Origin of the sequence: Corallococcus sp. AB032C, from assembly GCF_003668935.1 — a bacterium.
In the GTDB taxonomy this organism is placed as follows: Bacteria; Myxococcota; Myxococcia; order Myxococcales; family Myxococcaceae; genus Corallococcus; species Corallococcus exiguus.
The window spans coordinates 131,765-155,425 of sequence record NZ_RAWP01000003.1 but is presented as its reverse complement, the minus strand read 5'-3'; the positions used below and the strand labels follow the sequence as shown (position 1 = coordinate 155,425).

Here is a 23,661-nt window from a genome sequence, read left to right as displayed (position 1 = left end):
AAGTCAGGTGCAGCATTCCATCTGAAAGGATTGTAATTGCCGCCTCGCGTCAGCCAGGGATTAAAAATTGACGCGTCTGGTCATGTTTTAAATGTATCAATTGCGCGGCGCGTCGCTGGCAGGCCATGACACGGGTTGCGGCGAGCGCGGGGCGCGGGGTATGGCCTTGGGCATGAGCACGCACGCGCGATGGAAGCTGCCCCTGGGCACGGCGGGAGTCCTGGCCCTGGCGGTGGGGGCGTGGCTTGTCTTTGGAGGGCAGGGCCCGGAGGACGCCGCGCCAGCCCCGGTGCCCGCGCCGGTGACGCAGGCCCCCGCGCCGCCGCCGGTGTTCGCGTCCACGCCGGCGGTGCCCCGCGGGAAGGACGGCGGGCTGGACCTGGTGGGCGCGGCGACGGCCCAGGTGCAGGCGGCGCCGGACGCGGAGCCCGGCCCCTATCCGGTGGACCTGGAGGCGCTGCGCGCGAAGCTGCCGGGCAACCTGTACTTCGAGCTGGATGCGCCCACGAAGGACCCGGAGGAGCTGCGCCGCCGTGAGGGGGTGAAGGCGAAGTGGAACGCCCTCTTCGGCAAGGTGCAGGCCAACGAGGCCTCGGAGGAGGAGGTGCACCAGTACTACGAGTACCGCCGCCAGGTGTCCGAGGACGCCATCGCCTTCGCCACCACGATGCTGCAGGACTACGGCGACACGCTGCCGTCCGAGCACCGGGGCCTGCTGGAGCTGAGCGTGAACATGCACCGCACGCGCCTGGCGGAGCTTCCCCGCCAGGAGTCGGAGGCGCTGTCGCGCCGCGAGGCCCACGCCCAGCGGCAGAAGGAGTGGCGCGCGGGCGGCGGCCGTCAGCCCTGATTCGACTCGTCCGCGCCGGGGAAGGTGCGGATGAGCGGGGAGCGCACGGTGGAGGAGGCCACCCACAGCTGGTGGGAGGAGCGGGTGACGGCGACGTGCAGCCTGCGGCGGGCCTCGTCGTCCGCGGGGTAGGCGCGCGCGGTGACGTCCGGCAGGACGACGTAGTCGAACTCCAGGCCCTTCACGTTGTCCACGTCCGTCACGTCCACGCCGGGCTCGAAGGAGAAGTCGCCCTCCAGCACCAGCCGCGCCCAGGGCATCTCCCGGATGACGCGGTGGAAGGACCAGGCGGCCTCGCGGCTGCTGGCGATGACGCCCACCGACGCGTGCGGCTCGCGCAGCACCAGGTCGCGCAGGGCGTCTCCCAGGAACAGCCAGGCCTGGGCCTCGTCGGGGAAGTGGTGGAAGCCCACGGGCGCGCCCTCGCGGCCGGCCGTCGCGGCGGTGGCCGGGGACTGCTTGCCCAGCACGTGCTGCGCCAATTCCACCACCGGGCGCGGGCAGCGGTAGGACACCTGGAGCCGGCAGGTGGCGGCGTCGCGGATGCCCAGCTCGTCCAGGGCGGCGTCCCAGCCGGCGAAGCCCGCCGTCGTCTGTTGCACCTCGTCTCCGGCGAGCGTGCAGCTGCGGCTGTCCGCGAGCAGCTGGCTGACGACGAAGAGCTCGAAGAGGGAGAAGTCCTCCGCCTCGTCCAGCACCACGTGCGCCAGCCGCTCCGCGCCCAGCGCGCCCCGCTGCGCCTTGAGGAACATCAGGACGGGCAGGTCGTCCGCGTCCACCGTGCCCGCGAGCGCGTCCGGCGTGTCCGCTTCAATCGCGCGCCCGTCCACGGTGACGAGGCGGTCCTCGTCGAAGCCCTTGTACTGGCGCGACAGCGGCGTGGCGGTCTGCTGCTTGGTGTGCTCCAGCACCTCCGCCACCACGGTGCGCGGCAGTTCTCCCTTCGCGTCCGCCACCACGGCCTCCAGGAAGGCGCGGTCCAGGTACGCGTCCGCCAGCTTGAGGCGCAGCCGGTCCAGCGTGGGGGGCAGGGCCTTGCCCTGGAACACGGGCACGCGGTCGGCCAGCGCGCGGCGCAGGGCGGGGTGGCGCTTGAAGCGCGAGACGAGCGCGGGCGTGTCCGGGGACAGCTTGATGCCCGGCACGCTGAAGGCGGAGCGCGCGGTGGCCAGCGACCAGGCCTCCAGCGTCTCCACGGACACCTTGCCCAGGCCCAGCGGCGCGAGCAGCCGGCGCGTGAGCCGGGCCAGGCCCTCCTCCGGGACGACGACCTTGGTGCGCGCCTGCGGGTACGTCTTCGCGTCGTCGAAGATGACCTTGGCCAGCCGGTGCAGCGCCACCGTCGTCTTGCCGCTGCCCGCGCTGCCCAGCACCAGCAGCGGCTGCTCCGGGCCGGTGCTGACGGCGGCGTACTGCTCCGCGTCCAGGAGCGCCGTCACGCCGAAGGCGTCCTCCACGTGCGTGGCGCCCCGGCCCACGCCCAGGAAGCCCGGACGCGCGGCGGTGCCGCTGCCGCCCGCGAGCACGGAGGCCGCGTCACGGCCGCGCGAGTGCCAGCGGCCCTGTGAATCGCGCTGGAGCAGGTAGGGGCCGGTGCTGATGCGGGTGAGGACGCCCTTCTCGATGATGACCAGCCGGCGCGCCTCCACTTCTCCTTCGGAGAGCCGGTCTCCGAAGGACTCCTCGAACGCGTCGCCCTCCTCGTAGTTGTAGAAGACGCGGGCGACGGGGGCGAATCTCCAGTCGATGACGCGCACGCCGGCGGAGAGGTTGGCGAAGCTGGTGCGGCCGAGCAGGTAGTCGCGCGCGCCCGTGGGCCCGGAAAGGCGCAGGTGCGCGAAGTACGGAGCGTGCGCGTCCGGCAGCGGGATGGCCTCCTGCCGCTCCAGCATGGAGCGCACCTCGTTCATCTGGGTGAAGACGTGCGGCAGGTCCGCGGCGTGCGCCGTGGTGGCGTCGTCGCGCAGCACCGCCAGCTGGGCCATCAGCCCCTGCGTGTCCAGCGTGCGTTCCGCGGCCTGACGGCGCGCTTCCGCCAGCGCCTGCTGGACGCGTGACAGCAGGGCCTCTTCCTCGGCGATGAGCGCGAGCGCCTCGGGCGACAGCTCCTGCTCCTGGCCGGCCATGATGTCTTTCCTTTCCGCCCGTGGGCGTGCGTGGAGCGGGCAAGGTGAACGCTGGCCACCGCCGGGTCAACCCGTTGGATTTTCGGGCCGACTTGCTAGATTGAGGATCGCGGTGGAGGCGCCCGTCCTTTCTCCCGGGTCCTCCCGCACGCGCGCTTCCCATCCACCCCGCCAGGTTGCCTCCCCATGGGGTGGGGTGGATGTCCGCGACTGATCGCAGAGGGGGGCTGTCTGTCGAATGGCGGCGCACACCGGAGGCAGGTGGCTTCTAACGGCACGCGCGGCTTGCTTCCGTCCGCATCCATCCCGAACACGGAGGATGTACCGGATGACCTCGATGAATGCGCCGTTCCGCTGGACGCTGTCACTCGCCGCCGCGCTGGGAATCGCCACGTCGGCGGGGGCGCAGGAGCCGGAGCCCCAGACGGAGTCGGAGACGTCCACGACGACCACGACGACCACGACCCCCACGATGAGCTCGGAGGAGACGCAGAAGTCGGGCGGACACCACCCCGAGGGGCGCATCGGGCCGCAGTTCGCGGTGAGCGGCAACGTGGGCTTCGGCCTGGGCTACGTCTACACGAACGGCCAGGCCCCGGGCGGCGGCCTGGAGGACCTGAAGATCACCCAGTCCGCGAAGATCTCCTTCCCCATCATCGCGGAGCTGGGCTTCCGGGTGACGCCGCGGTTCTACCTGGGCGTGTGGGGCAGCTGGGAGCCGGTGCTGACCAAGACGAACGAGCTGTCGTGCCCGGAGGGCTTCGACTGCTCCACCTACCAGTGGCGCGTGGGGCCGGAGGTCCGCTACCACATCCGGCCGGGCGGGAGCTTTGATCCGTGGATTGGCCTGGGCGTGGGCCTGGAGGTCCTCAAGAGCCACGTGGAGGGGGACACGCAGGTGCAGGTCGCGCCGGGGGTGTTCCTCCCCACGCACGTGGACACGCACGTGACGGACCGGGGGCCCACCATCGCGCGCCTCACGCTGGGTGGCGACGTGCGAGTGACGCGGGCCCTGGCGGTGGGGCCCATCATCACCGCTTCCGTGGGCCAGTACACGGTGCGCACCGGTTCGCAGACGCTGGACATCACCGGCGTGGGCACCCGCGACCAGGGGCTCACGCCCGTGGATGACGGCTTCCACGCGCTGTTCACCCTGGGCCTGCGAATCGCGTTCCTGCCCCTGTAGCACCGAGCGGCGGCGGGAAAACGCGAGACGCCCCCTTGGAACCGGGGGGCCGGGTGAGGTGTCTTGGGGCGCGGCTCCCCACCTCCCCCGGAGGGTGCATGTCGTCTCGCAAGGTGTTCGTCGTGGTGGCCGGGCTGGCGCTCCTGCTGGCCGGCGTCTTCGTCTGGATGCGCGCCTCCGCGCCCGCCGCGGAGGTGCGCGATGAAGCGGTGATGTCCCCCGAGCGGCCCGCGTCCGGCTCGACGCAGGCCCCGGTGCGCAATGGGGGCGGTGCGACCGCGCCCGTGGAACAGCCCATGCGGGACGCGGACGGCGCGCTGCGCGTGGAGACCGCCACGGCCTCGGGGCCGCTCGCGGGCGCGGAGGTGACGCTGTACCTGCGAGGGCCCGCGTCCCCGGGCTCACGGCTGCCGTCGTGGCGCGTGGCGGGGCAGGGCCGGACGGATGCGGCGGGAGCGCTGGTGCTGCCCGCGCGTCCGGGGCCCTATCTCGTCACCGCGCATGCGGAAGGATTGGCGCTGGCGCGCGCGGAGGTGACGCGTCCCCTTGGAGAGGCGCTGTCCACGGTTCGGCTGATGCTGGAACCCGGTGTGTCGCTGACGGGCCTGACGGTGGAGCGCGCGGGCAGCGCGCCAGTGCCGATGGCGGCGCTGACGCTCACGCCGCATACCGGCTTCGAGGACGCGCTTCCCGGGTTCCTCCAGACGGGAGCGTCGGTGCCGGAAGCGGCGCGGCACGAGACGCTCAGCGACGCACGGGGCGCGTTCGGGTTCCACGGACTGGCGCGCGGTGAGTATCAACTGGAGGCGCGAGCCCCGGGCCACGCGCCCCGCCGCATCGCACGCGTGCTCGTGCCTGGGACGGACGTGCGCGTGGAGTTGGACGGCTCCGCGTTCATCGAGGGCTTCGTCACCCGCGCGGATGGAACGCCCGCGCCGGGAGCGCGCGTGAGCGCCTGGGGCGAGGACGGCGCCGTGGAGGTGGAGGCCGGAGACACGGGGAGCTTCTCGCTGGACGTGCCGCCCGGGTCGTTCCAGGTGACGGCCCGCCACGGAGAGGAGACGGGCGCGGTCGGAGGAGCTGTCGTCGTGGGGCCGGGCATGACGGTGAAGGACGTGCGGATCCGCCTGGGTGGCGCGGCGTCGCTCGCGGGCGTGGTGCGGCGCAAGGACTCGGGCGAGGCCATCGCGGAGGCCACGGTGGGTGTGCGCGCGCATGGCGACCGCGCGGACCTGCTCCATGCGCGCACGGAGGTGGATGGACGCTTCGCGGTGGGCGGACTCGCGCCGGGCGCCTATGACGTGCAGGTGCGCGCTCCGGGCTTCCAGCCGCTCACGCGCACGGGGCTGGGCGTGCTCGCGGGGCAGCGCTTTGAACTGGTGCTGGAGCTCGCGGCTCCGGGGCGCATCGAGGGCACGGTGGTGGATGGCGCGGAGGCGCCGCTCTCCGGCGTGACGGTAGTGGCCCAGCTCAGGTGGCGGCCGTTGCCGGACGCGCTGCCTTCGGTGACGGACGCGCAGGGGCGCTTCACGTTGGAGGACGTGCCGGAGGGCACCGTGTACGTCGCGGCGCGCCGCGCGGACAGCGAGGATGAAGTGCGCCAGCCCGTGCGTGTGGTTGCGGGACAGACGGTCATGACGCTGCTGGCGCTCGTGGGTGAAGGCGTGCTGGAGGGCACCGTGCGCAAGGAGGACGGTGCGCGGCTGTCCGGCGCGGTGACGGTCACCGCGCACCGGGTGGGGGCTCCAGCCTCCGAGTCCGTCGACGTGCCCGCGAAGCCGGATGGAACGTGGTCGATGCGCGTGGGCGCGGGGCGCTACCAGTTGAGCGCGTGGCTGTCCGCGCTGCGCTTCCAGAATGGCGACCAGCAGCAGGTGGTGGAGCTGGAGTCGGGAGGCCGGCGCCACGTGGACCTGGTGGTGGGCGAGCCCAGGAAGCCGCTCCGCGTGACGGTGCTGGAGCCCAACGGCGCGCCCAGCGTCCACGCGACGGTGATGGCCACGGAGGCGGGCCATACGGACATCCAGGCGGAGGAGCTGACGGACGCATCCGGCCAGGCGGTGCTGGCGCTGGACGGCCTGGGTTCGGATGCGTGGCGCGTCTGGTCCACGAATGGCGGACGGCAGGGCGAGGCCGCGAGCGTGTCCTCGTCCCAGAAAGACCTCACGCTCCAGCTGAAGCCCGGAGCCCGGCTGAGGGGCACCGTGCGCTCCGCGGGAGGCCGCGAGGTGCGCGGCTTCACGCTGACCGTCACCGCGGCGCGCGGCGACGACGACTTCCTCTCCCGCGTGGAGCGCCAGTTCTCTGGCGATACCTTCCATGTGGAGGGCCTCTGCCCCACGCATGTCACTGTCGTGGCCACGCTGCAGGATGGGCGCGCGGGCAAGGTGGACGTGACGCTCGCGTCGGGCGCGGAGGCCGCCGTGGAAGTGGTTGTGGACGCGGGTGGCGTCGTGTCCGGGCGGCTGCTGAGTGCGATCACGAACGAGCCACTCTCAGGCGCCTACGTGGACGCGGACGGCATCATGTCCCCCACGACGGGCGCGGACGGACGCTTTGAATTGAAGGACCTGGCTCCGGGCGCGTACCGGCTCACCGCGTGGGGCCGGGGGCGGGAGCTGGTGGACCGGCGGGTGTCGCTCGCCGCGGGGAAGACGCAGGACCTGGGGGATTGGCGCCTGGGCATCCGGCGCGTGGAGCCAGGGCGGCTGGGCCTGAGCTTCGGCATGACGGGACGGGATGTCGTCATCAGTGACATCGCCGAAGGCGCGAACGTCGCGGGGCTCCAGGTGGGGGACGTGGTGCGCTCCATCGACGGGGCGGTGGTGTTGGACACGGTCGAGGCGCGGCGGCGCGAATGGGGCGTTCCGGGCAGCCCCGCGGTGCTCGCGCTCCAGCGGGGCGGCCAGGCGTTGTCCTTCACGTTCATCCGCGCACGCTGACGGAGGCGCGGCTTGAAAGCGTGGGGCGGGCCCTGACAGCATCCCAGTCCATGGATGAGCGCTTCACCCCGGAGCACGAGGCGTTCCGCCGCACCGTGCGTCAATTCGTCGAGAAGGAGCTGGCCCCGCACGCGCTGGAGTGGGACCAGGCCGGCGAGTTCCCTCGCGACGTGTTCCGCCGCTGCGGCGCGCTGGGCTTCTTCGGCATCAGCCACGCCCCTGCCTATGGCGGCAGCGGGCTGGATTACTGGTACGTGGCCGCCTTCGCGGAGGAGCTGGCGCGGGCGCGCAACGGGGGCGTGGCGATGTCGCTCCTGGTGCAGGGGCAGATGGCCACGCCGGTCATCAACGAGCTGGGCACCGACGAGCAGAAGCGCGAGTTCCTGGCCCCCGCGCTCACCGGGGAGCGCATCGCGGCGCTGGCGATGAGCGAGCCGGACGCGGGCTCGGACCTGGCCCGGCTGCGCACCACCGCGCGAAGGGACGGCGACGACTACGTCATCCAGGGCGCGAAGACGTGGATCTCCAACGGCGCCCGCGCGGACTTCCTGGTGCTGGCGGTGCGCACGGGCGGGGAGGGGGCGCCGGGCATCTCGCTGGTGACGCTGCCCACGGACGTGAAGGGCTTCTCCGTGTCGAAGAAGCTCCAGAAGGTGGGCCACCGCTCGTCGGACATGGCCATCCTCTACTTCGAGGACTGCCGCATCCCCGCCCGCTACGTGCTGGGCCGGGAGAACGACGGCTTCTTCCACATCATGAACAGCTTCCACGCGGAGCGCCTGGTGACGGCGCTCTACACGGTGGCGGTGATGGACGACCTGTTGCGTGAAGCCATCCGCTACGGCCGTGAGCGTCAGGCGTTTGGAAAGCGGCTGCTGGACTTCCAGGTGTGGCGCCACACCTTCGTGGACCACGCCACCCGCGTGGAGGCGGCAAGGCAGCTCACCTATCAGGCGGTGCAGCTCTTCAATCGCAAACGCAAGCAGAAGCCGGTGAAGGAGATCGCGATGGCCAAGCTCCTCACCACTGAGTTGGCCCAGCGCGTGGCCTATGACTGCCAGCAATTCTACGGCGGCATGGGCTACGTGGAGGAGTCGCACGTCGCGCGGGCGTGGCGCGACGTGCGCATGCTCACCATTGGCGGCGGCACGTCCGAGGTGATGAAGGAGATCATCGCCGGGACGATGGCGCTGTAGCCTCAGGCGGACTGCTCCTCCTGGGGCCCCTGTCCTACTTCCCCAGGAGGCCGCCGAGCATTCCGCCCAGTCCGCCGCCGCCCTGGGGGCCGCTGCCGCCACCGGCCCCGCCCGCGAGCAGGGGCATCACGGCGAGGATCTTCCCCACCAGGCCCGGGTCCAGGCGGGACTTGAGGAAGTTGAGGAGCAGTGGCGCGACCAGGGTGGCCTTGCTCGCGTCCAGGTTGAAGCGCTGGAGGATGGCCACCACGCCAGCGATCTCTCCCGCGTGGGCAGCCGCGCCGCCCAGGGCGCCCATGAGGCCGCCACCGCCGCCACCGCCACCACCGCCGAGCATGCCGCCGAGGGCGCCCATGAGTCCGCCGCCGTCACCCGCGGGGGCCTGTGCCTGCTGCTGCCAGCCCTGCATCTCCGGGATGGCCTGGTCCATCTGCCGGGCCGCGTCCGGGCCGACCTTCTCCTGCACCGTGCCCTGCACCAGCTTCAGGAGCGAACCCGCGACCCCCTGTGCCTGCGTGCCATCCACTCCAAGCTGCTGCGAGAGCTGTCCGATGAGGTCCATGCGCCGCGCTCCTTCACGTGAGTTCCAGGTGTGAGGCGGCGGTTGTATCGGTCCGGGCCGGGGAGCTGGTTGGAAAACCGCGGTGAGCGTTGGTCGGAGGACGCCCGGAGCAGTGAGTCCCTACAGTCGGGTGAAGGACCAGCTCAGCGCTCGGCCGCCCTCGTAGGGCATGACGCCGTGGAAGGGGCGCGGGTCCTCGTCGAACACGAGCGGCAGGAAGTGCCGGTCTCCGTCCCACAGCGACAGGGACAGGATGGAGGACACGGGGACCCAGGACAGGGCGCCTTCGGGGTTCTTCTCCAGGGGCGTGCCCTCGAAGGCGTCGATGCGGAAGATGAAGCCCAGCCAGTCCTCGCCGTGCTTGCCGAAGCCGGGCCAGGACAGGGTGCCGCGCAGGACCATGCGCGTGCACTCGATGCCGGCCTCCTCGCGAATCTCACGGCGCATGCACGCGGCGATGTCCTCGTCGCGGTCCATCTTGCCGCCCAGGCCGTTGTACTTGCCGTAGTGGGCGTCATCAGGACGCGCGTTCCGGTGGATGAGCAGCACCTGCTGGCCGTCCGGCGACATCACGTAGCCCAGCGTGGCGACGATGGGGGTGTAGGGCATGGGCCCGGTTCGTCCCCTGATTCGGGCAGGGCGTCAAGACGAACTCCGCCCGCGTGCGCATGTTCCGCGCGAACGTGCCCATGTCGAGGGTGTCCCCCGGCGTGGAACCACTGCGCGGGCCGCCCGGGCTGTACGTGGTGATCCACCGCTCGTTGTTCACGGCCGCGGCGCGGTTCGCCGGGACGCCCGGTTTGGGCATGGGTGCGACGCGAATCACACCCATGCCCTGAAGACAGTCACGCCATCAGGCGCCGCCTGCTAGAAGCAGCGCGCCCGGCCAGACACCTCGACCTGACCGGAGGCGCCGCCCAGGTACCAGTAGCCGTTGCTCTGGAAGGTGCGGACGTACTCACCGCCACCCTCGAACTTGCCCCGCATGTACGTCAGGGCGCAGGCGCGGCCCGCCACGGGGTCCATCAGCTTCGCGGCCCCGCCCTGCCCCCAGCCGAACTCGTCGGTGTAGCTCGTCGTCGCCACGCAGCGCGCGCGCGCCCGCACGCCGCTCTGGCTGGAGTTGCCGTTCAGGTACCAGTAGCCGTTTTCGACATAGGCGCGCACCCACTCGCCGCTGCCGTGGAACTTGCCGGCGACGCCGGTGAGGAAGCACACGCGGCCCGCCGCCGTGCCCATGGAGACCGGGTACGCCATCGACTGGGTCCACTCGTATTGCTGGGAGGCGGTCGCGTCCACGCAGCGCGCCGCGCCCCGGATGCCGGACTGGTTGGAGGCCCCTCCGAGGTACCAGGAGCCGCCGCTCTCCGTGATGTCGATGCGCTCACCGGAGCCCTCGAAGTCTCCGCCCACGCGGGTGAGGAAGCACGCCCGGCCCGCGCTGGCGCCCAGCGGCGTGAGGGCCTCGCCCTGCGCCCAGGTGTACTCGCCGGTCGCCGCGAGCTCCTCTTCCTGCGTGGCCAGCAGCGGCGTCCCGGGGGCGGCCGGATTCGCGGTGCCGGACGGCAGGTCCTCGGGACCGCAGCCCCACAGCAGGGCGGGGAGCGACAGGGCGACCAGGGCGTGACGGAGCTTCGACATGATGGGGAGGTCCTCGGTGATGGGATGGATGGATGACGTGGGGCGCCCCTGGCTCCGGGCCTGGGTGCGCCGCCGCGCCATGCCCGTGCCTTGAGCAATGCCCGTGCCGTGTGGACTCCGAAGGCCGCCTCACTCGGGAGGACCGGCCTCCGCGCGCACCGGAGGCACGGGCCGCGGTGTGCCACTGGCACGGGGGCGCCGTGCCAGCGTGCCAGCGCGTTTGATAGCCTCGCGGCCATGGCACCCTCCGTCGGCGACGCGTCCGCGAGCCCTCCGGCCGGCGAGCCGACGACGCCAGTCCCCGCGCCGGTGGACCTGCCCACGCTGGACGCGGAGCGGCTCCTGCCCGTGGAGTCCCCGCCTGCCTCCCACCGCGAGCGCTACGCGCTGCTGTCGCTGCTGGGCCGGGGCGGCATGGGCGAGGTCCACCGGGCCCGCGACCTGCGGCTGGATCGCGAGGTGGCGCTCAAGTTCCTGCGGGGCGCGTCCCCCGAGCGCGCCATGCGGCTGCTCCAGGAGGCCCGCGCCCAGGCGCGGCTCGACCATCCGAACATCTGCCGGGTGCTCGAAGCCGGGGAGCTGGGCGGCCGGCCCTACATCGCCATGCAGCTCGTGGAGGGCGAGCCGCTGGACCGCGCCGCCGCGTCCCTCTCCGTGCCGGAGAAGGTCCGCGTGATGAGGGTCGCGGCGGAGGCCGTGCACGAGGCCCACAGGCTGGGCGTCATCCACCGCGACCTCAAGCCCTCCAACGTGCTGCTCACCCGGGACGGGGCGGGCCGCCCCGTGCCCGTCATCGTGGACTTCGGGCTGGCGTACGACGCGGGCCTGGGCCACGGCCTCACCGCCACGGGCGAGGTCATGGGCACGCCCGCGTACATGGCGCCGGAGCAGGCGCGGGGGGACCTGCGCGCCATCGACCGGCGCTGCGACGTCTACGGCCTGGGCGCCACGCTGTACGAGCTGCTCGCGGGCGTCCCGCCATTCACCGGCGCCACCCCGCTGGAGACGCTGAACGCGGTGCTGCACGACGAGCCCCCCTCCCTGCGCGCGAGCCTGCCGCACCTGGACGCGGAGCTGGAGACGCTCTGCCTCAAGTGCCTGCAGAAGGACCCGGCGCAGCGCTACGGCTCCGCCCGCGCGCTCGCCGAGGACCTCGGGCGCTACCTGGACGGGGAGCCCATCCTGGGACGGCGGCCGGGCCCCGGCCACCGGCTGCGGCGGCTGGCGCGCAGGCACCGGGCGCTGGTGGCCGTGTCGGGCGTGTCGCTGGCGGGCATGTTGCTGCTCGGCGGGCTCGCGGTGCGCTCGTGGCTGTCGGAGCGGGAGCTCCAGGTGGAGAGCGCGGCGCGCGTGCGGCTGGCGGAGCACCTGGGCCAGCAGGTGCGGGAGTCGGAGTGGTTCGTGCGCGCGTCCCAGGCGTTGCCCCTGCACGACACGCGGCCCGAACAGCGCCGCGTCCGTGAGCGGCTGGCGGCCATCGCCTCCCTGCGGCACGGGCTGGGGGCACGGGGGGACGGGCTCGTGCAGCTGGCGCTCGGACGCGGGCACCTGGCGCTGGGCGAGTTCGAGCAGGCGCACCAGGCCCTGGTGCGAGCGCGCGAGCTGGGCGTCGACTCGCCGCAGTTGCACTCCGCGCTGGGACAGGTGCTGGGCGAGCGCTACCGGCGGGCCCTGGAGGACGCGCGGCGCAGCGGCGGCGCGGCGTGGGTGACCCAGCGGCGCGGGGAGCTGGAGGCGCGCTACCTCGCGCCCGCGCTGCGGTCGCTCGAGCAGGCGAGGGGCGCGGCGCTGGAGTCACCGCGCTACCTGGAGGGACTCATCGCCTTCCACCGCCAGGACCTCGCGGCCGCGGAGCAGGCGGCGCGGGAGGCGGTGACGCAGGCGCCGTGGCTCCCCGAGCCCCGGAAGCTGCTGGCGGACGTCACCTCCGCGCGGGCCCTGGCGCTGCTGGAGCGGGGCGACTACGCGGGGGCGCGGGCCGGCTTCGCGGACGCGGCCCTGCGCTACGGCGAACTCCTGGAGGTGGCGCGCAGCGACGCGGCGGCCCACGAGGCGCTCTCGGACGTCTGGTCGCAGGTGTCGGAGCTGGACCGGCGCGAGGGCCGCTCCCGGCTGGGGGCGCTGGAGCGGGCCGAGGCCGCCGCGGACCGGAGCCTCCAGGCGGATCCGGAGCGGGCCTCGGGCCACACCCGGAGGGCCCAGGTGTTGATGAACCAGTACCGGCGGGTGACGTTCCAGGGCGAGGCGGATCCGCGCGGCGCGCCCGCGCTGCTGGACGCGTGGCTGGAGGCCGCGCGCAGGGCCGTGGAGCTGGCGCCGGACGACGTGCTCGCGCACGACTCGCTGGGCTACGGGCACTTCATGCGGGGCCTGCGGCAGGCCCGGGACGGCGAGTCGCCGGACGCGTCCTTCGCGGAGGCCATCACGTGGCTGTCGCGCGCCATCGCGAAGCAGCCGCGCTACCCCTGGGCGCTCAACGACCTGGGGCTCGTGCACCGCTGGCGCGGCAACCACCAGCGGGAGCACGGCGTGGACCCCTCCGGGGCCTACGCGGAAGCGGAGCGGTGCTTCCAGCGGGCGGCCGAGGCGGACCCCTCCTACCTCTTCGCCCACGCCAACCTGGCGGAGCTGCACGCGGAGCAGGCCGCCTGGCGTCAATCGAGGGGCGAGGACCCGGCGGCGCACGTCCAGCGGGCGAGGGACGCGGGCGCGAAGGCGCTCGCGCTGGACGGCCGCTTCGCCGCCGTGCTGAACCACCTGGCCGTGGCGGAGCTGGCGCAGGGGCACTTCCGCTTCGACACCGGAGGGGACGCGCGCTCCGAAGTCGCGGCCGTGCTCCAGCACGTGGCGCGCGCGCTGGAGCTCAACCCGGCGTCGGACCGCGCGCTGCTGCACCGGGCCCGCGCGCACGTCCTGGAGGCCCGGCTGGCGCTGCGGGAGGGCGGGACCCCGGAGCCGGCGCTCGCCAGGGCGCGCCAGGCGCTGGCGGAGGCCTCCACGCGCGCTCCGGCCTGCGCCGACTGCCGCATCCAGGGCGCGACGGTGGAGCGCCTGGCGGCGGAGCACGCGCGGCGCCAGGGCCGGGACGCCGTGCCCCACTTGCGCCGGGCGCTCGACGAGGCTCGGCGGGCGACGCGGGCCCATCCCTACGCGGACGCCCGGCTGGAGCGCGCACGGGTGTGTGGAGAGCTCGCGTGGGCGCTGGCTCCCCGCGCGGCGCGGACGGTGGTGCGCGAGGGGCTCGAACAGGTGGAGGAGGCGCTGCGGCTCGACCCGGCGCGCGCGGAGGCCCATGCCCAGCGGGGCGTGCTGCTGCTCGCGGGCGCTCGCGGGCGGGGCGCGGCGGCGGAGCGGGGGGAGGCGCGCGCCGCGCTCGCGCGAGCCGTGGAGCTCGCCCCCGGGTTGCGCGAGGAATACGCCGCGTGGATCCGCGAGGCGGCCCCGGAGCCCGGAGGCTCGTAGCCCCGCGTCCCAGGCGCTGCCCGCCTATTGCTTCAAGGGCCGGGGCACGCCCGTCGCCATCACGGCCGTCGCGCTCCATTGGGGCGCGACGCCACAGGATGGCAGCTGGAGGCCCGCGGGCAGCGGCAGGGTGGTCCTGCGGTTCTGGGGGTTGAGGCAGACGGCGCCCTGGGGACTCCAGAGCGCCTCGACGTGGTCGAGCTCATCCAGCCGGTCGCTGGAGCGCGGGCCGAAGCCATGGGCATCCCTCCGCAGGAAGTCCGTGCCGCTCACCGTGAAGGTCCGGGCGTCGCCGAGCCCCACGAAGTACGCGGCGCGCTTGGCCTGGAGACACGCTCCGTAGACGGCCGTCCGCTCCGGGGTGTCCCCCAGCGACGCCGGATCCCACGGCTGATAACCCCAGTCCAGACACACGCCAATGGCTCCCGTCGCGCAAGCCAGCGTGACCGCGCTTGCCTCCGTCCGGAGCGCCGCGGTCAGCCCGTCCACGTGCCGCCCCGGGAGCAGCAGCGAGGCGACGGTCTCCTTTCCAGGCGCCGCGCATTGCGGCCGCCAGGCGGACATCCCCACCTGACGGTAGAGCACCTGGAAGCGGTTGGCGCCGAGCGGCGTCCAGGTCATCTCGTAGCGCGGGTTCCGGGGGTCGCCATCCGCGGGCGTCACCGGCAGCAGGAACGTGAAGGTCAGCTTCGCCAGGTCCGTGCCCCACAGCTTGCGGATGGCGCCGTCCGGACCGGCCACCGCGAGGTAGAGGTCCGTGGGCGTGGCATGGATGCCGTGCAGGCGCGGCGCGGCGCCGGGCTCTCCGGCCAGCTCCACCGGGATGTCGAGCACCGCGCGGCGCCCATCCCGGGGCCGGACCTTCATGACCACGCCCTCGGGCGTGTTGACGAAGCCCTCCGGACACAGCGGAGCGGACCGCTCGTACACGAAGCAGTGGCTCTGGCCTTCCGCGATGTAGATGCCCAGGCCGTTCGGATCCGGGTCGCACTGGCCGGTGGGGCAGCCGCCTCCGCCGGAGGGCTCCGCCTTCGCCTCGCTGGGAGGAACCCGTACGGGCGCGGTCAGCTGGCAGCCGCCACCGCCCATCATCAATGCCAGACATCCGAGCCACGCGCGCAGAAGCTTCACCAGGTGTCTCCTCGGGAAAGGGCTCCCGACGGGGAGCCGTTCGCGGCCCCCACGTGCGAGCCGCATGCCATCACGGCGAGGGGCGCGGCGAAACGGCCGCGCCCCGAGGCCCCCTCGCGCGAGCCGCCGGTTGGCACACGCGCTGACACAAGGCCCCGTGCCACGGTGGCACGGGTATGATGGCGCGGCATGGAACACGACCCGTCGACCCTTCGGCCGAGCGGCCCCGTCCGGCAGGGCGCCTCCGAGGACGACGCGCCGGTGCCGGGGCTCCTGCGCCTGACGTGCGCGGGGACGCCGATGGCGGTGGCGGTGCCCCTCCAGGGCGAGCTGACGCTGGGACGCGCGAGCCCCGTGCTGGGCACGCCGCAGGACCCCCGGATGTCGCGCAGCCATGCCCGCGTGCACCACGACGGGCGTCGCTTCTGGGTGACGGACCTGGGCAGCCAGAACGGGACCGCCGTGGATGGCGAGCCGGTGCCGCCCAGCGTGCCGCGCGAGGCCCAGCGGCTCATCCGGCTGGGGGACTCGCTCTTCGTTCCCAGCCCGGACGTGGGCCCCCTGGCCCGCCACGGCGTGCGGGAGGTGGAGGGCTTCGTGCGGGGCCCCGCCTTCCAGCGGCTGTTGGAGGAGGTGGCGCGCTCCGCCCAGCACGGCTTCACGCTGCACATCCACGGCGAGAGCGGCACCGGCAAGGAGCAGGTGGCCCGCACCTTCCATGACCGCGGTCCCCGGAGCCGGGGGCCCTTCGTGGCGGTCAACTGCGCGGCCATCCCCGCCGCGCTCGCGGAGCGGCTGCTCTTCGGCGCGCGGCGCGGTGCCTTCTCCGGCGCCGAAGACGCGGAGGGCTACCTGCAAGCGGCCGACGGGGGCACGCTGTTCCTGGACGAGGTGGCGGAGCTGGACCCGGGGGTCCAGGCGAAGCTCCTGCGGGCGCTGGAGACGCGCGAGGTGCTCCCGCTGGGCGGCTCGAAGCCCCGGAAGGTCGACGTCCAGGTCTGCTCCGCGGGCAACCGCGAGCTGCGCGCGCAGGTGGCCCAGGGGCGGCTGCGCGAGGACCTGTACTTCCGCATTGGCAGGCCGGAGGTCTCACTGCCCCCGCTGCGGCGGCGTCCGGAGGAGCTTCCCTTCCTGGTGGCGCGCGCCGTGGAGGCGCTGGCGCCGGGCCTGCCACCGCATGTCAGCCTCTACGAGGCCTGTCTGCTGAGGCCCTGGCCGGGCAACGTCCGCGAGCTGCGCGTCGAAGCGCGAGCCGCCGCGCAGCAGGCCCTGCTCCAGGACGCGCCCCGCGTCGAGGCGGGCCACCTGGGCCCCGGCGCGGGGACGGCGTTCGGCACCGCCGCCCCGCCCGTGGATGCCCCTCCTGCTCCGTCCGGCGCCGCCGCGCCCGCCCGTCACCGCCCCCTGGACGAGGACGAGCGGAGCCGCGTCGAGCAGGCCCTGCGTCACCACGGCGGCAACGTGGCCGCCACCGCACGGGCGCTCGGGATGCACCGGACGCAGCTGCGGCGCCTGCTGGAGCGGCACGGCCTGACACCCGGCGGAAGGAGCTGAAAGCGCTTCCAACCCTGAGCCGTCCGATTTGACGGGGGCAACTCCAGTCTGATGCACCTGCCAGCTTCGCTCCACCAGCGCCGCGTTGGCCTGCTGGCGTGCCGACCCTTCCCGCCCTTCCCAGGCGTGGCAGCCCGCCCGGGACACCTCCAGTACACGACACCGCAGGGCTACCGGAGGGTGCGCCAGTGGCGGCAACACTCCGCCAGGATGCCTTCAGGGGGTGCGGCCCGATGGGACGGCCCCTGGCGTGAGCTTCCACAGCCGGCCGTTCGAAGCGTCCGTGAGCAGGTAGAGCGCACCGTCAGGCCCCTGGACCACCTCGCGGATCCTCGCCTTGCGCTCCGTGAGCAGGCGCTCCTCGCCGACCACGCGGTCGTCCTTCAAGACGAGCCGCACCAGCGCCTGGCTGGAGAGGCCGCCGATGAAGAAGTTCCCCTTCCACTCCGGAAAGAGCGCCCCTGAGTAGAGGGTGAGCCCCGAGGGCGAGATGACCGGATCCCAATAATAGACAGGCTGCTCCATGCCCGCGGCCTGCGTCGTCTTGTGGATGGGCTCGCCCGAGTACTCCTCGCCATAGCCAATCGTGGGCCAGCCGTAGTCCTTGCCCGCTTCCGGGCGGTTGAGCTCATCGCCTCCGCGCGGTCCCATCTCCACGATCCAGAGCCGCTGCTGGGCGTCCAGGGCCGCGGAGAGGATGTTGCGGTGTCCGGAGGACCAGATCTCCGGCCGGGCGTCCTTCCTGCCCACGAAGGGGTTGTCCTGGGGGATGGAGCCATCCGGGTTGATGCGGACCACCTTCCCGAAGTCGCTCTTCAGGTCCTGCGCCTGGACGCGGCCGGGGAGGATGGAGCGCTCGCCGAGCGTGACGAAGAGCTTGCCGTCTGGCGTGAAGACGAGCCGTCCGCCCGCGTGCATCGTGGACTCGAGCGTGGGCTGCATGCGGAAGATGACCTGGAGGCCCTCGATGCGCGGCTTCCGGCCATCCACCAGCTTCGCGCGCGCCACCGCGAGCCCGTTGCCGCCCTCTCGCGGCTCGTAATAGGTCCAGTAGATGAGCCCGCTCTTCGCGTAGTCCGGCCCCACCTCCACGTCGAGCAGCCCGCCCTGACCCCGGCCGTCGACCTTGGGGAGGCCCGCCACCGGGGGCGACTTCTTGCCCGCGGCGGTGACGATGAAGAGCGAACCCGTGGGCTTCTCCGTGACGAGGAAGCGCCCATCCGGCAGGAACGCGATGGCCCACGGCTTGTTGAAGCCCGAGGCGATCTCCGTCACCACGATGGGCGTGCGCGTCTTCACCTCCGGGGCGCGCGTCTGCTGCGGGAACGCGGGCTTGAACTCCGGGACGTTCGGGGGCGCGGTCTCCACCGGCTGGGCCGTCTGGGCCTGAGCTGCGGGGACGGCGCTCAGCAGGAGGGCGGAGAGGAACGAGGTCACGAGTCCATGGCGCATGGGGTGACTCTCCGCCGGGACGGGTGGGACGTCACCCGTCGCTGGACACGCGTCGCTCCTCTTCGTTGCCTGGGTGAACAGTCGCGGCGCCCCCCACCGTGAAGTCAATCACCCGGTCCCACATCGCCTGGAACTGCGGCTCCTGGAAGTGGGAGCCCGACTTCAGCCAGCTGATGTGCTCCGGGGGCTGGTCGAAGTGGCCCATGACGTCCAGGTGGTCCGCGGTCGCGACGTGGAGGACCTGTCCCCAGACCTGGGAGCGGCTCGGGACGATGCCGTCGCTGCGGGACTCGAACCTCCTGCCGAGGACATCCTGGAGGGCTTGGGTCTGGGTCGGCGTGCGCTCGGGAATCTGGAGCTCCCGGGACAGGGGCGCGCTCTTCTCATACAGGAGGGCGAAGAGTCCGTGCAGGAGCGCGTCCGCGGTGAGCAGCAGGTGCAAGGACAACCTGGGCGGCGGCGCGCCCGTGACGACGCAGCCGTAGCGCACGCCCTCCCGGTCCGCCGTGTCCGCGTTGAAGGCCCGCACGCGGACCGGCATGAGGTCCTGGACGAGCGCCTGGTTCTCGCCCACCTGGCTGAAGAATTGGATGAGCTCTTCGCGCTCACCCTCGGAGAGGTCGGCCGTCAGCCGGACGATTTGATTGAAGAGGTTGGGCGGGAGCTTCGCCTCTTCGCTCCGCAGGACGAGCCAGTAGCACGCCTGCAACGCGGCGGTCCGCAAGGGCATGGCCTTGCGGTGCAGGGTGAGGAAGGTGAAGAGCCACAGGTAGCGCAGCAGCGTCTTCCCCACGCCGCCCTGGTGGAAGTAGCTGGCCAGCGGGGTGCCGTAATGCGGTGTGGCGATGGTCACGACCGAGCGCACGCGCTTCACGAAGGCCGGAGCCTCCCGCGCCATGCGCGGTGAGACGACACTGCGTGCATCCAGCCCGCCGGTGGAGTGCCCGACGAGGTGGAGCTGCGCGTCGTCCTCGTTCGCGGTCCGTGCCATCTCCCGGAACACGTCGTGGGCACGCACCTCCAGCCCGGAGGTGGGGGCGGAGGCGATGGCGTGCACCCGCGCATCGATGCCGCGCTCCTTGAACCGCTGTTCGAGCAAGCGGGGGACGTTCTGGAAGTAGGCGATGCGCTCCGTTTCCTTGTCACCCATCTGCGTAAAGCCAAAGAATCCGGGGACCAGATAGACGCGGTGCCTGTTTGTCATGGGGACAAGCCTAACGTGAGGACCGCCCCAGACGCCGGGGAGGGGTCAACGTGAAGTCCCGAACCCTTCGCCCGGAATGTCTGCACGGACTACTGGGTGATGATGTCCGTGTACTCGCTGCCGCTGATGGAGTTCCTCCACTTGGAGGAGAAGCCCAGCGCGTGCTGCGGATCCACCACGTGCGGCGCGGCGATCCGGGCCACGTCCAGGCGGACAATCTCATTGTTGAACAGGTCCAGCACCATGCCGAACTGCGCCGCGGTCAGGTAGACGCGCTTGAGCATCTTGTCCGCCTTCTCCTGGCGGACGATCTCGTTGTTCTCGCTCTTGAGCGACTGGTAGAAGCCGCGCCAGGTGGAGGCGTCCATCGGGAACTGCCCATCCCGCCGCATCATGCAGCCTTCGTCCGAACGCGTGCCACAGTCGCGGTGAGAGGGCTCGTCGGCCATCGGCCTCTCCGGCCGGGAGTCCATCCGGGGCTCCCGCCGCGTCTCCGTCGTCCGGGTCTCGCTGTGGCTCTCCGACTCCATCGTTCCACCCGTCATCTGCACGTCCATCCGGGCGCCGCCGCCGCGCACCTTCACGGTGGTCGTCTCCTCGCCATTCACGTTCGTCGTCGTCTTCATCTTGATGCGCGCGGAGGGCATGTCCTGATCATCGATGTCCACCTGCATGTTGAACTCCGCGTCCTGCGCGAAGCTGGCGGACGAAATGAACAGGGACGAAACGAGTGCGGCACGGACGATGCGATTCATGTGAAGTCCTGGTGGCAAACGGGTTCGGTGCGGTCGGTACGCTCAAGCGTTGCCGCCGCCGTGCCGTCTTCACGCACCGTCCGCGCATTTATTCATATGAGACACATGGCTCGGCTTTAGCGAACCCGGACTCATTGTCTGAGAAAAGCAGAGGCCCCCCGAACCGGAGCAGGCCCATGGGCGCTCCGGCTCGGTGGGCTCTGGGGGGCTCTCTACTTCTTGAGAACCGTGCGCACCGGCCGGAAGCCGTAGCCGGCGTCATCCGAGCCCGCCGGGGACTACTGGTACCGGTGCGCCGCACGCACGATGTACTGGCGCTCCTTGGAAGACGTGGGGCAGCTCGTGCCAGAAGCCCTGAGCCGCTCCATCGCGGAAATCGAAGACAGGCTCCTGAAGCTGCTCGCGGCCCTGCCAGCCCCTTCACCCGAGGGCGAAAGGTGGCTGGCAAGGATTTAGGGTCAGGGAGGTGCTCGTCACCTCCGAGCAGCTCGACTCCGCATCGCCCACAGCGCCAGCAGGAGGCCTCCCAGGAGGCCCGCGTTCGCGCCGCCTCCGCCCTGCTGGCAGCCTCCCCCGTCCTCCGACGGTCCGGGGTCGCTGTCGTTCAGGGATTCCTTCACCTCGACCTCGAAGGTGCACGTGGCCGTGTTGCCCGTGTCGTCGAGCGCGGTGGCCCGCACGGGGGTCGTGCCCAGGGGGAACATGCTCCCTGACGCCGGGTTCAGGCGCAGCGTGGGCCACGCGTCCTGCGCGTCCGTCACCGTCACCCTCGCGAGGTCCACGGGGGCGCCCTCCGGCGTGAGCGCCTTGGCCTGGATCTTCCCTGGACAGGTGAGGGTGGGCGGGGTGACGTCCGCGACCTCGCGGGGCAGGGCCCACAGCTCGTGTCCTGCTCCGGGTGCCCAGGCGGAGAAGAAGAGGTGCCGGCCCGCCGCGCCCAGGAGTCCCGGCGACGAGGCGCGCGGGCCGGGCAGCACGTCCGCCATGCGCACCGTGCCCTCGGCGGTGCCATCCGTCTTCCACAGCTCCAGGCCGGAGGTGCCATCCGACGCGGCGAAGACGAGCGGCCCCTGCGGACCCAGTGCCATCAGCGGGCCCGGCCTGGCCACCGCGCCCGCCGGGCCCGGGTTCAGGTCCTTCAGCAGGACGGTGCCCTCGGGCGTGCCGTCGCTCGTCCAGAGCTCGTAGCCGCTCACGCCGTCCGAGGCCCAGAACACCAGCCGGTTTCCCAGCGCGGTGAGACTCTGGGGGCGCGGGGCGTTGCGCGTCGTGCCGAAGGTGTGGAGCGGCTTCAGCGTCTGGCCCTCGACCTTCCACAGCCGGGGCAGGCCGTCGCCGGTGCTGAAGACGAGGTACAGCGAGTCGCCCACCGTGGCCACTTCATTCATGACCTCCAGGTCCGGCAGTGCGGTGACGAAGCGGGTGCTCTCCGCCGTCCCCTCCGTCACCCAGAGCTGATGGGTCCCGTTCACGCGGGTCCAGACGAACACGCGCCGGGCGGAGGGGAAGAGCCCCTGGACGTCGAAGCTGTCCGTCGCCTCCAACGGGAGCTTGATCCGCACCGTGCCCTGGGGGGTTCCGTTGCTCACCCAGAGCGAGTCCCCACCCGACTCCTTCTGCCAGGTGAAGTAGAGCAGGTCCCCCACGGGCGTGTGGAACCGGGTCCTCCACGAGGACGCCTCCGCGGCGGCGACCAGCCGCAGGGTGCCTTTCGCCGTGCCGTCCGTCGTCCACAGTTCCCAAATCCTCTTCGTGGCTGCGTCGAGCCGGCCGAAGTAGGCCCGCGTCGCGGTGCCCACGAGGCTGGGGCCCCCGCTAGGGGAGCCGGCCTCGCTCAGCTTCTCTGTCTTGAAGGTGGCGCCGTCCAGCCCCCACAGCTCGAGGGCGTCGTATCCATTGAGCAGGTAGAGGAGGCGCCCGTTGACGGGGGTGAGGTTGCCGGGGCCCCGCGCGAAGATGCTGCCGAACTGGCTCAACACCTCCCGCGTCCCGTCGGCCGTGCCGTCGCTGACCCACAGCGGCCAGTAATACTCATCGAGCCCCCAGGGGGTTCTGCGCATCACCGGGGAGGTGAAGAACAGCGTTCCATCCAGGTTCACGGTCTGGCCAAGGTGGGTGTTGATGAAGGCGCTGAGCTCCCCGGCGGTGGCGGCGAGCACGGTGCGCGTCGCGTCCGGCGTCCCGTCCGTCAGCAGCAGCTCCCCATCCGACGCGGAGATGATCAGCCGGTCCCACGCCCACGCTTGCAGCCCGTAGGTGCGCCCGGAGGCCAGCGGCGACACCGGACGCGTCCCTGCCTGCGTGCCGTCCGTGAGCCACAGCCGCGGCTGGGAGTCCTCCCACCCCTGGAAGAAGAGGCCCGCGGGCGTGCTCCGAAGCGGCTCCGGCTTGGACGGGAACGGGGCGGGAGCCCCCTCGACCCGCTCCGGGAGCACGTCCGGGGCGTCCAGCTTCCACAGCTGGCGCTGGCCCGTGGCGTCCAGGGCGTGGAAGTAGAGGCGTCCCTCATGGGCGGTGAGGTTCACGGGGGCGCTGTCCCCGGCGCCGGGGACCAGGTCGGCGACCCGCGCGGTGCCCCCGGGCGTGCCGTCCGTCCGCCAGAGCTCCTGTCCCGCCTGGGCATCCCACGCGCTGAAGTAGGCGAGGTCCCCGACGGCCACGATGGGCGTCGGCCTGGGGCCATAGAAATACGAATCAGGGCGGACCGCGTTCAGCACCTGGGTCCCGGGGCCCGTGCCGTCGCTGAGCCACAGGTGCGAGTCGTTGTCCAACCCCAGTCCCCAGAACACCAGCCGGTCTCCCAGCCGGACGATTTCGGGGCCGGGCAGCATGTCGCTCGGGCCGGGGATGCTGTCCTTCAGGAGCCGTGTGCCCTCGGGCGTGCCATCCGACGTCCAGAGCTCCGCCCCCGTCGCGTCCGAGAAGCCGCCAAAGTAGAGCGTGTCCCCCATCCAGGTCGCGGGCACGGGGGTGGTGCGGATGTAGGCGGAGGACTCCTCCCTCAGCATCCGGGTGCCGGCGGGGGTGCCGTCGCTCTTCCAGAGCGTGAAGCCCTGCGGGCTGTCCAGGCCCGGGGCCTGGAAGTAGAGGGCGCCGCCGTGCTCGGTGACGAAGGTCGGGCGCTGGCGCAGGGTCAGCAGCAGCCGGGTGCCCGCCGCCGTGCCGTCCGTGCTCCACATGCCGTAGAGCCCCGGGTTCGAGGCGAGCAGCCGGGCCGCGAAGTACAGCTGCCCTCCCATCACCGTGAGGTGGGTGGGCTCCGAACCCTCAACGCCCGGCAGCAGGTCCGTCACCAGGGCCGTGCCTTCCGGCGTGCCGTCCGTCCTCCACAGCTCCTGGCCATGGAGCCGGTCGTCCACCGTGAAGAAGACGGTCGCCCCCACCTGCACGAAGCCGGCGGGGTTCGCACCGGGGAGGGCCGCCATGGGGCCCGGGCGCAGGTCGCGCACGAAGAAGGGCGCGGCCTCCGCCTCCAGCCTCGCGTCCCTGGCGGCGGGGGCGGGCTCCACGGAGGAGCCGCCACACCCCAGGCCCAGCCACAAGGCCAGGCCTCCCACCAACGACCACCTTCCGGCCATGGCCCGAGGGCGGTCCCCGACA

At 72.4% G+C, this 23,661-nt stretch carries 16 protein-coding genes; 7 read left to right on the top strand and 9 right to left on the bottom strand.

Translation table 11 applies throughout. The annotated features are described in order from the left end of the window. The first annotated feature begins 172 nt into the window (after positions 1 to 172). On the top strand, positions 173 to 850 hold the full coding sequence (locus D7X99_RS02390; protein WP_121776320.1) for a hypothetical protein: 678 nt from the start codon (positions 173 to 175) through the stop codon (positions 848 to 850). On the opposite strand, the gene D7X99_RS02385 is transcribed toward D7X99_RS02390, so the two are convergent. Further along, positions 841 to 2,976: an ATP-binding domain-containing protein gene (locus D7X99_RS02385; RefSeq protein WP_121776277.1), complete on the bottom strand. Its 2,136-nt coding sequence runs from the start codon at positions 2,974 to 2,976 to the stop codon at positions 841 to 843. The genes D7X99_RS02390 and D7X99_RS02385 overlap by 10 nt on opposite strands. A gap of 328 nt (positions 2,977 to 3,304) precedes the next feature. On the opposite strand from D7X99_RS02385, the gene D7X99_RS02380 reads away from it, so the two are divergent. The 3 genes from D7X99_RS02380 (at position 3,305) to D7X99_RS02370 (ending at position 8,300) form a co-directional block, all read left to right on the top strand. Beyond that, positions 3,305 to 4,162 (top strand): hypothetical protein, encoded by an 858-nt coding sequence (locus D7X99_RS02380; RefSeq protein ID WP_158626901.1) that lies wholly within the window; start codon positions 3,305 to 3,307, stop codon positions 4,160 to 4,162. A gap of 98 nt (positions 4,163 to 4,260) precedes the next feature. Then, on the top strand, positions 4,261 to 7,104 hold the full coding sequence (locus D7X99_RS02375; RefSeq protein WP_121776275.1) for a carboxypeptidase regulatory-like domain-containing protein: 2,844 nt from the start codon (positions 4,261 to 4,263) through the stop codon (positions 7,102 to 7,104). Positions 7,105 to 7,154: 50 nt separating this feature from the next. Then, entirely contained in the window at positions 7,155 to 8,300 is a 1,146-nt protein-coding gene (locus D7X99_RS02370; RefSeq protein WP_121776274.1) for an acyl-CoA dehydrogenase family protein, read from the top strand. 34 nt (positions 8,301 to 8,334) lie between these two features. On the opposite strand, the gene D7X99_RS02365 is transcribed toward D7X99_RS02370, so the two are convergent. The 3 genes from D7X99_RS02365 to D7X99_RS02355 form a co-directional block, all read right to left on the bottom strand. After that, a complete protein-coding gene (locus D7X99_RS02365) occupies positions 8,335 to 8,862 on the bottom strand; it encodes a DUF2780 domain-containing protein (protein WP_121776273.1) in 528 nt (175 codons plus the stop codon). Positions 8,863 to 8,982: 120 nt separating this feature from the next. After that, positions 8,983 to 9,471: an 8-oxo-dGTP diphosphatase gene (locus tag D7X99_RS02360; protein WP_121776272.1), complete on the bottom strand. Its 489-nt coding sequence runs from the start codon at positions 9,469 to 9,471 to the stop codon at positions 8,983 to 8,985. A gap of 258 nt (positions 9,472 to 9,729) precedes the next feature. Next, positions 9,730 to 10,503, bottom strand: a complete 774-nt coding sequence (locus D7X99_RS02355) for a hypothetical protein (protein WP_147476004.1) — start codon at positions 10,501 to 10,503, stop codon at positions 9,730 to 9,732. 237 nt (positions 10,504 to 10,740) lie between these two features. Here D7X99_RS02355 and D7X99_RS02350 point away from each other — a divergent pair, with 237 nt between their 5' ends. After that, positions 10,741 to 13,965 (top strand): serine/threonine-protein kinase, encoded by a 3,225-nt coding sequence (locus tag D7X99_RS02350; RefSeq protein WP_121776270.1) that lies wholly within the window; start codon positions 10,741 to 10,743, stop codon positions 13,963 to 13,965. Positions 13,966 to 13,989: 24 nt separating this feature from the next. On the opposite strand, the gene D7X99_RS02345 is transcribed toward D7X99_RS02350, so the two are convergent. Continuing rightward, a complete protein-coding gene (locus D7X99_RS02345) occupies positions 13,990 to 15,096 on the bottom strand; it encodes an ADYC domain-containing protein (protein ID WP_147476003.1) in 1,107 nt (368 codons plus the stop codon). Between the two features lie 189 nt (positions 15,097 to 15,285). Between D7X99_RS02345 and D7X99_RS02340 the strand changes: the two genes are divergently transcribed. After that, positions 15,286 to 16,650 carry a sigma 54-interacting transcriptional regulator gene (locus D7X99_RS02340; RefSeq protein WP_121776268.1) on the top strand — a complete coding sequence of 455 codons (1,365 nt, stop codon included), beginning with the start codon at positions 15,286 to 15,288 and terminating at the stop codon, positions 16,648 to 16,650. 216 nt (positions 16,651 to 16,866) lie between these two features. Here D7X99_RS02340 and D7X99_RS02335 read toward each other — a convergent pair whose 3' ends face one another. From D7X99_RS02335 to D7X99_RS02325, 3 genes are all read right to left on the bottom strand, one after another. After that, the gene (locus tag D7X99_RS02335; RefSeq protein ID WP_121776267.1) at positions 16,867 to 18,102 is read right to left on the bottom strand and encodes a PQQ-dependent sugar dehydrogenase; all 1,236 of its coding nucleotides are present in this window, start codon (positions 18,100 to 18,102) and stop codon (positions 16,867 to 16,869) included. 31 nt (positions 18,103 to 18,133) lie between these two features. Further along, positions 18,134 to 19,252, bottom strand: coding sequence for a triacylglycerol lipase (locus D7X99_RS02330; RefSeq protein ID WP_158626900.1), 1,119 nt, complete (start codon positions 19,250 to 19,252; stop codon positions 18,134 to 18,136). Between the two features lie 143 nt (positions 19,253 to 19,395). Continuing rightward, on the bottom strand, positions 19,396 to 20,061 hold the full coding sequence (locus D7X99_RS02325; protein WP_121776265.1) for a DUF4476 domain-containing protein: 666 nt from the start codon (positions 20,059 to 20,061) through the stop codon (positions 19,396 to 19,398). Between the two features lie 306 nt (positions 20,062 to 20,367). On the opposite strand from D7X99_RS02325, the gene D7X99_RS44615 reads away from it, so the two are divergent. After that, complete coding sequence (locus tag D7X99_RS44615; RefSeq protein WP_121776264.1) at positions 20,368 to 20,517, top strand: DUF3969 family protein; 150 nt, start codon at positions 20,368 to 20,370, stop codon at positions 20,515 to 20,517. Positions 20,518 to 20,534: 17 nt separating this feature from the next. Here D7X99_RS44615 and D7X99_RS02315 read toward each other — a convergent pair whose 3' ends face one another. Beyond that, positions 20,535 to 23,639, bottom strand: coding sequence for an ELWxxDGT repeat protein (locus tag D7X99_RS02315; RefSeq protein ID WP_158626898.1), 3,105 nt, complete (start codon positions 23,637 to 23,639; stop codon positions 20,535 to 20,537). Positions 23,640 to 23,661 lie beyond the last annotated feature (22 nt).

Excerpts from the sequence above, each read along its gene's own strand:
- D7X99_RS02390 (WP_121776320.1), top strand. The coding sequence starts at position 173 with ATGAGCACGCACGCGCGATGGAAGCTGCCCCTGGGCACGGCGGGAGTC.
- D7X99_RS02385 (WP_121776277.1), bottom strand. The coding sequence starts at position 2,976 with ATGGCCGGCCAGGAGCAGGAGCTGTCGCCCGAGGCGCTCGCGCTCATC.
- D7X99_RS02380 (WP_158626901.1), top strand. The coding sequence starts at position 3,305 with ATGACCTCGATGAATGCGCCGTTCCGCTGGACGCTGTCACTCGCCGCC.
- D7X99_RS02375 (WP_121776275.1), top strand. The coding sequence starts at position 4,261 with ATGTCGTCTCGCAAGGTGTTCGTCGTGGTGGCCGGGCTGGCGCTCCTG.
- D7X99_RS02370 (WP_121776274.1), top strand. The coding sequence starts at position 7,155 with ATGGATGAGCGCTTCACCCCGGAGCACGAGGCGTTCCGCCGCACCGTG.
- D7X99_RS02365 (WP_121776273.1), bottom strand. The coding sequence starts at position 8,862 with ATGGACCTCATCGGACAGCTCTCGCAGCAGCTTGGAGTGGATGGCACG.
- D7X99_RS02360 (WP_121776272.1), bottom strand. The coding sequence starts at position 9,471 with ATGCCCTACACCCCCATCGTCGCCACGCTGGGCTACGTGATGTCGCCG.
- D7X99_RS02355 (WP_147476004.1), bottom strand. The coding sequence starts at position 10,503 with ATGTCGAAGCTCCGTCACGCCCTGGTCGCCCTGTCGCTCCCCGCCCTG.
- D7X99_RS02350 (WP_121776270.1), top strand. The coding sequence starts at position 10,741 with ATGGCACCCTCCGTCGGCGACGCGTCCGCGAGCCCTCCGGCCGGCGAG.
- D7X99_RS02340 (WP_121776268.1), top strand. The coding sequence starts at position 15,286 with ATGGAACACGACCCGTCGACCCTTCGGCCGAGCGGCCCCGTCCGGCAG.
- D7X99_RS02335 (WP_121776267.1), bottom strand. The coding sequence starts at position 18,102 with ATGCGCCATGGACTCGTGACCTCGTTCCTCTCCGCCCTCCTGCTGAGC.
- D7X99_RS02330 (WP_158626900.1), bottom strand. The coding sequence starts at position 19,252 with ATGGGTGACAAGGAAACGGAGCGCATCGCCTACTTCCAGAACGTCCCC.
- D7X99_RS02325 (WP_121776265.1), bottom strand. The coding sequence starts at position 20,061 with ATGAATCGCATCGTCCGTGCCGCACTCGTTTCGTCCCTGTTCATTTCG.
- D7X99_RS44615 (WP_121776264.1), top strand. The coding sequence starts at position 20,368 with ATGTACTGGCGCTCCTTGGAAGACGTGGGGCAGCTCGTGCCAGAAGCC.
- D7X99_RS02315 (WP_158626898.1), bottom strand. The coding sequence starts at position 23,639 with ATGGCCGGAAGGTGGTCGTTGGTGGGAGGCCTGGCCTTGTGGCTGGGC.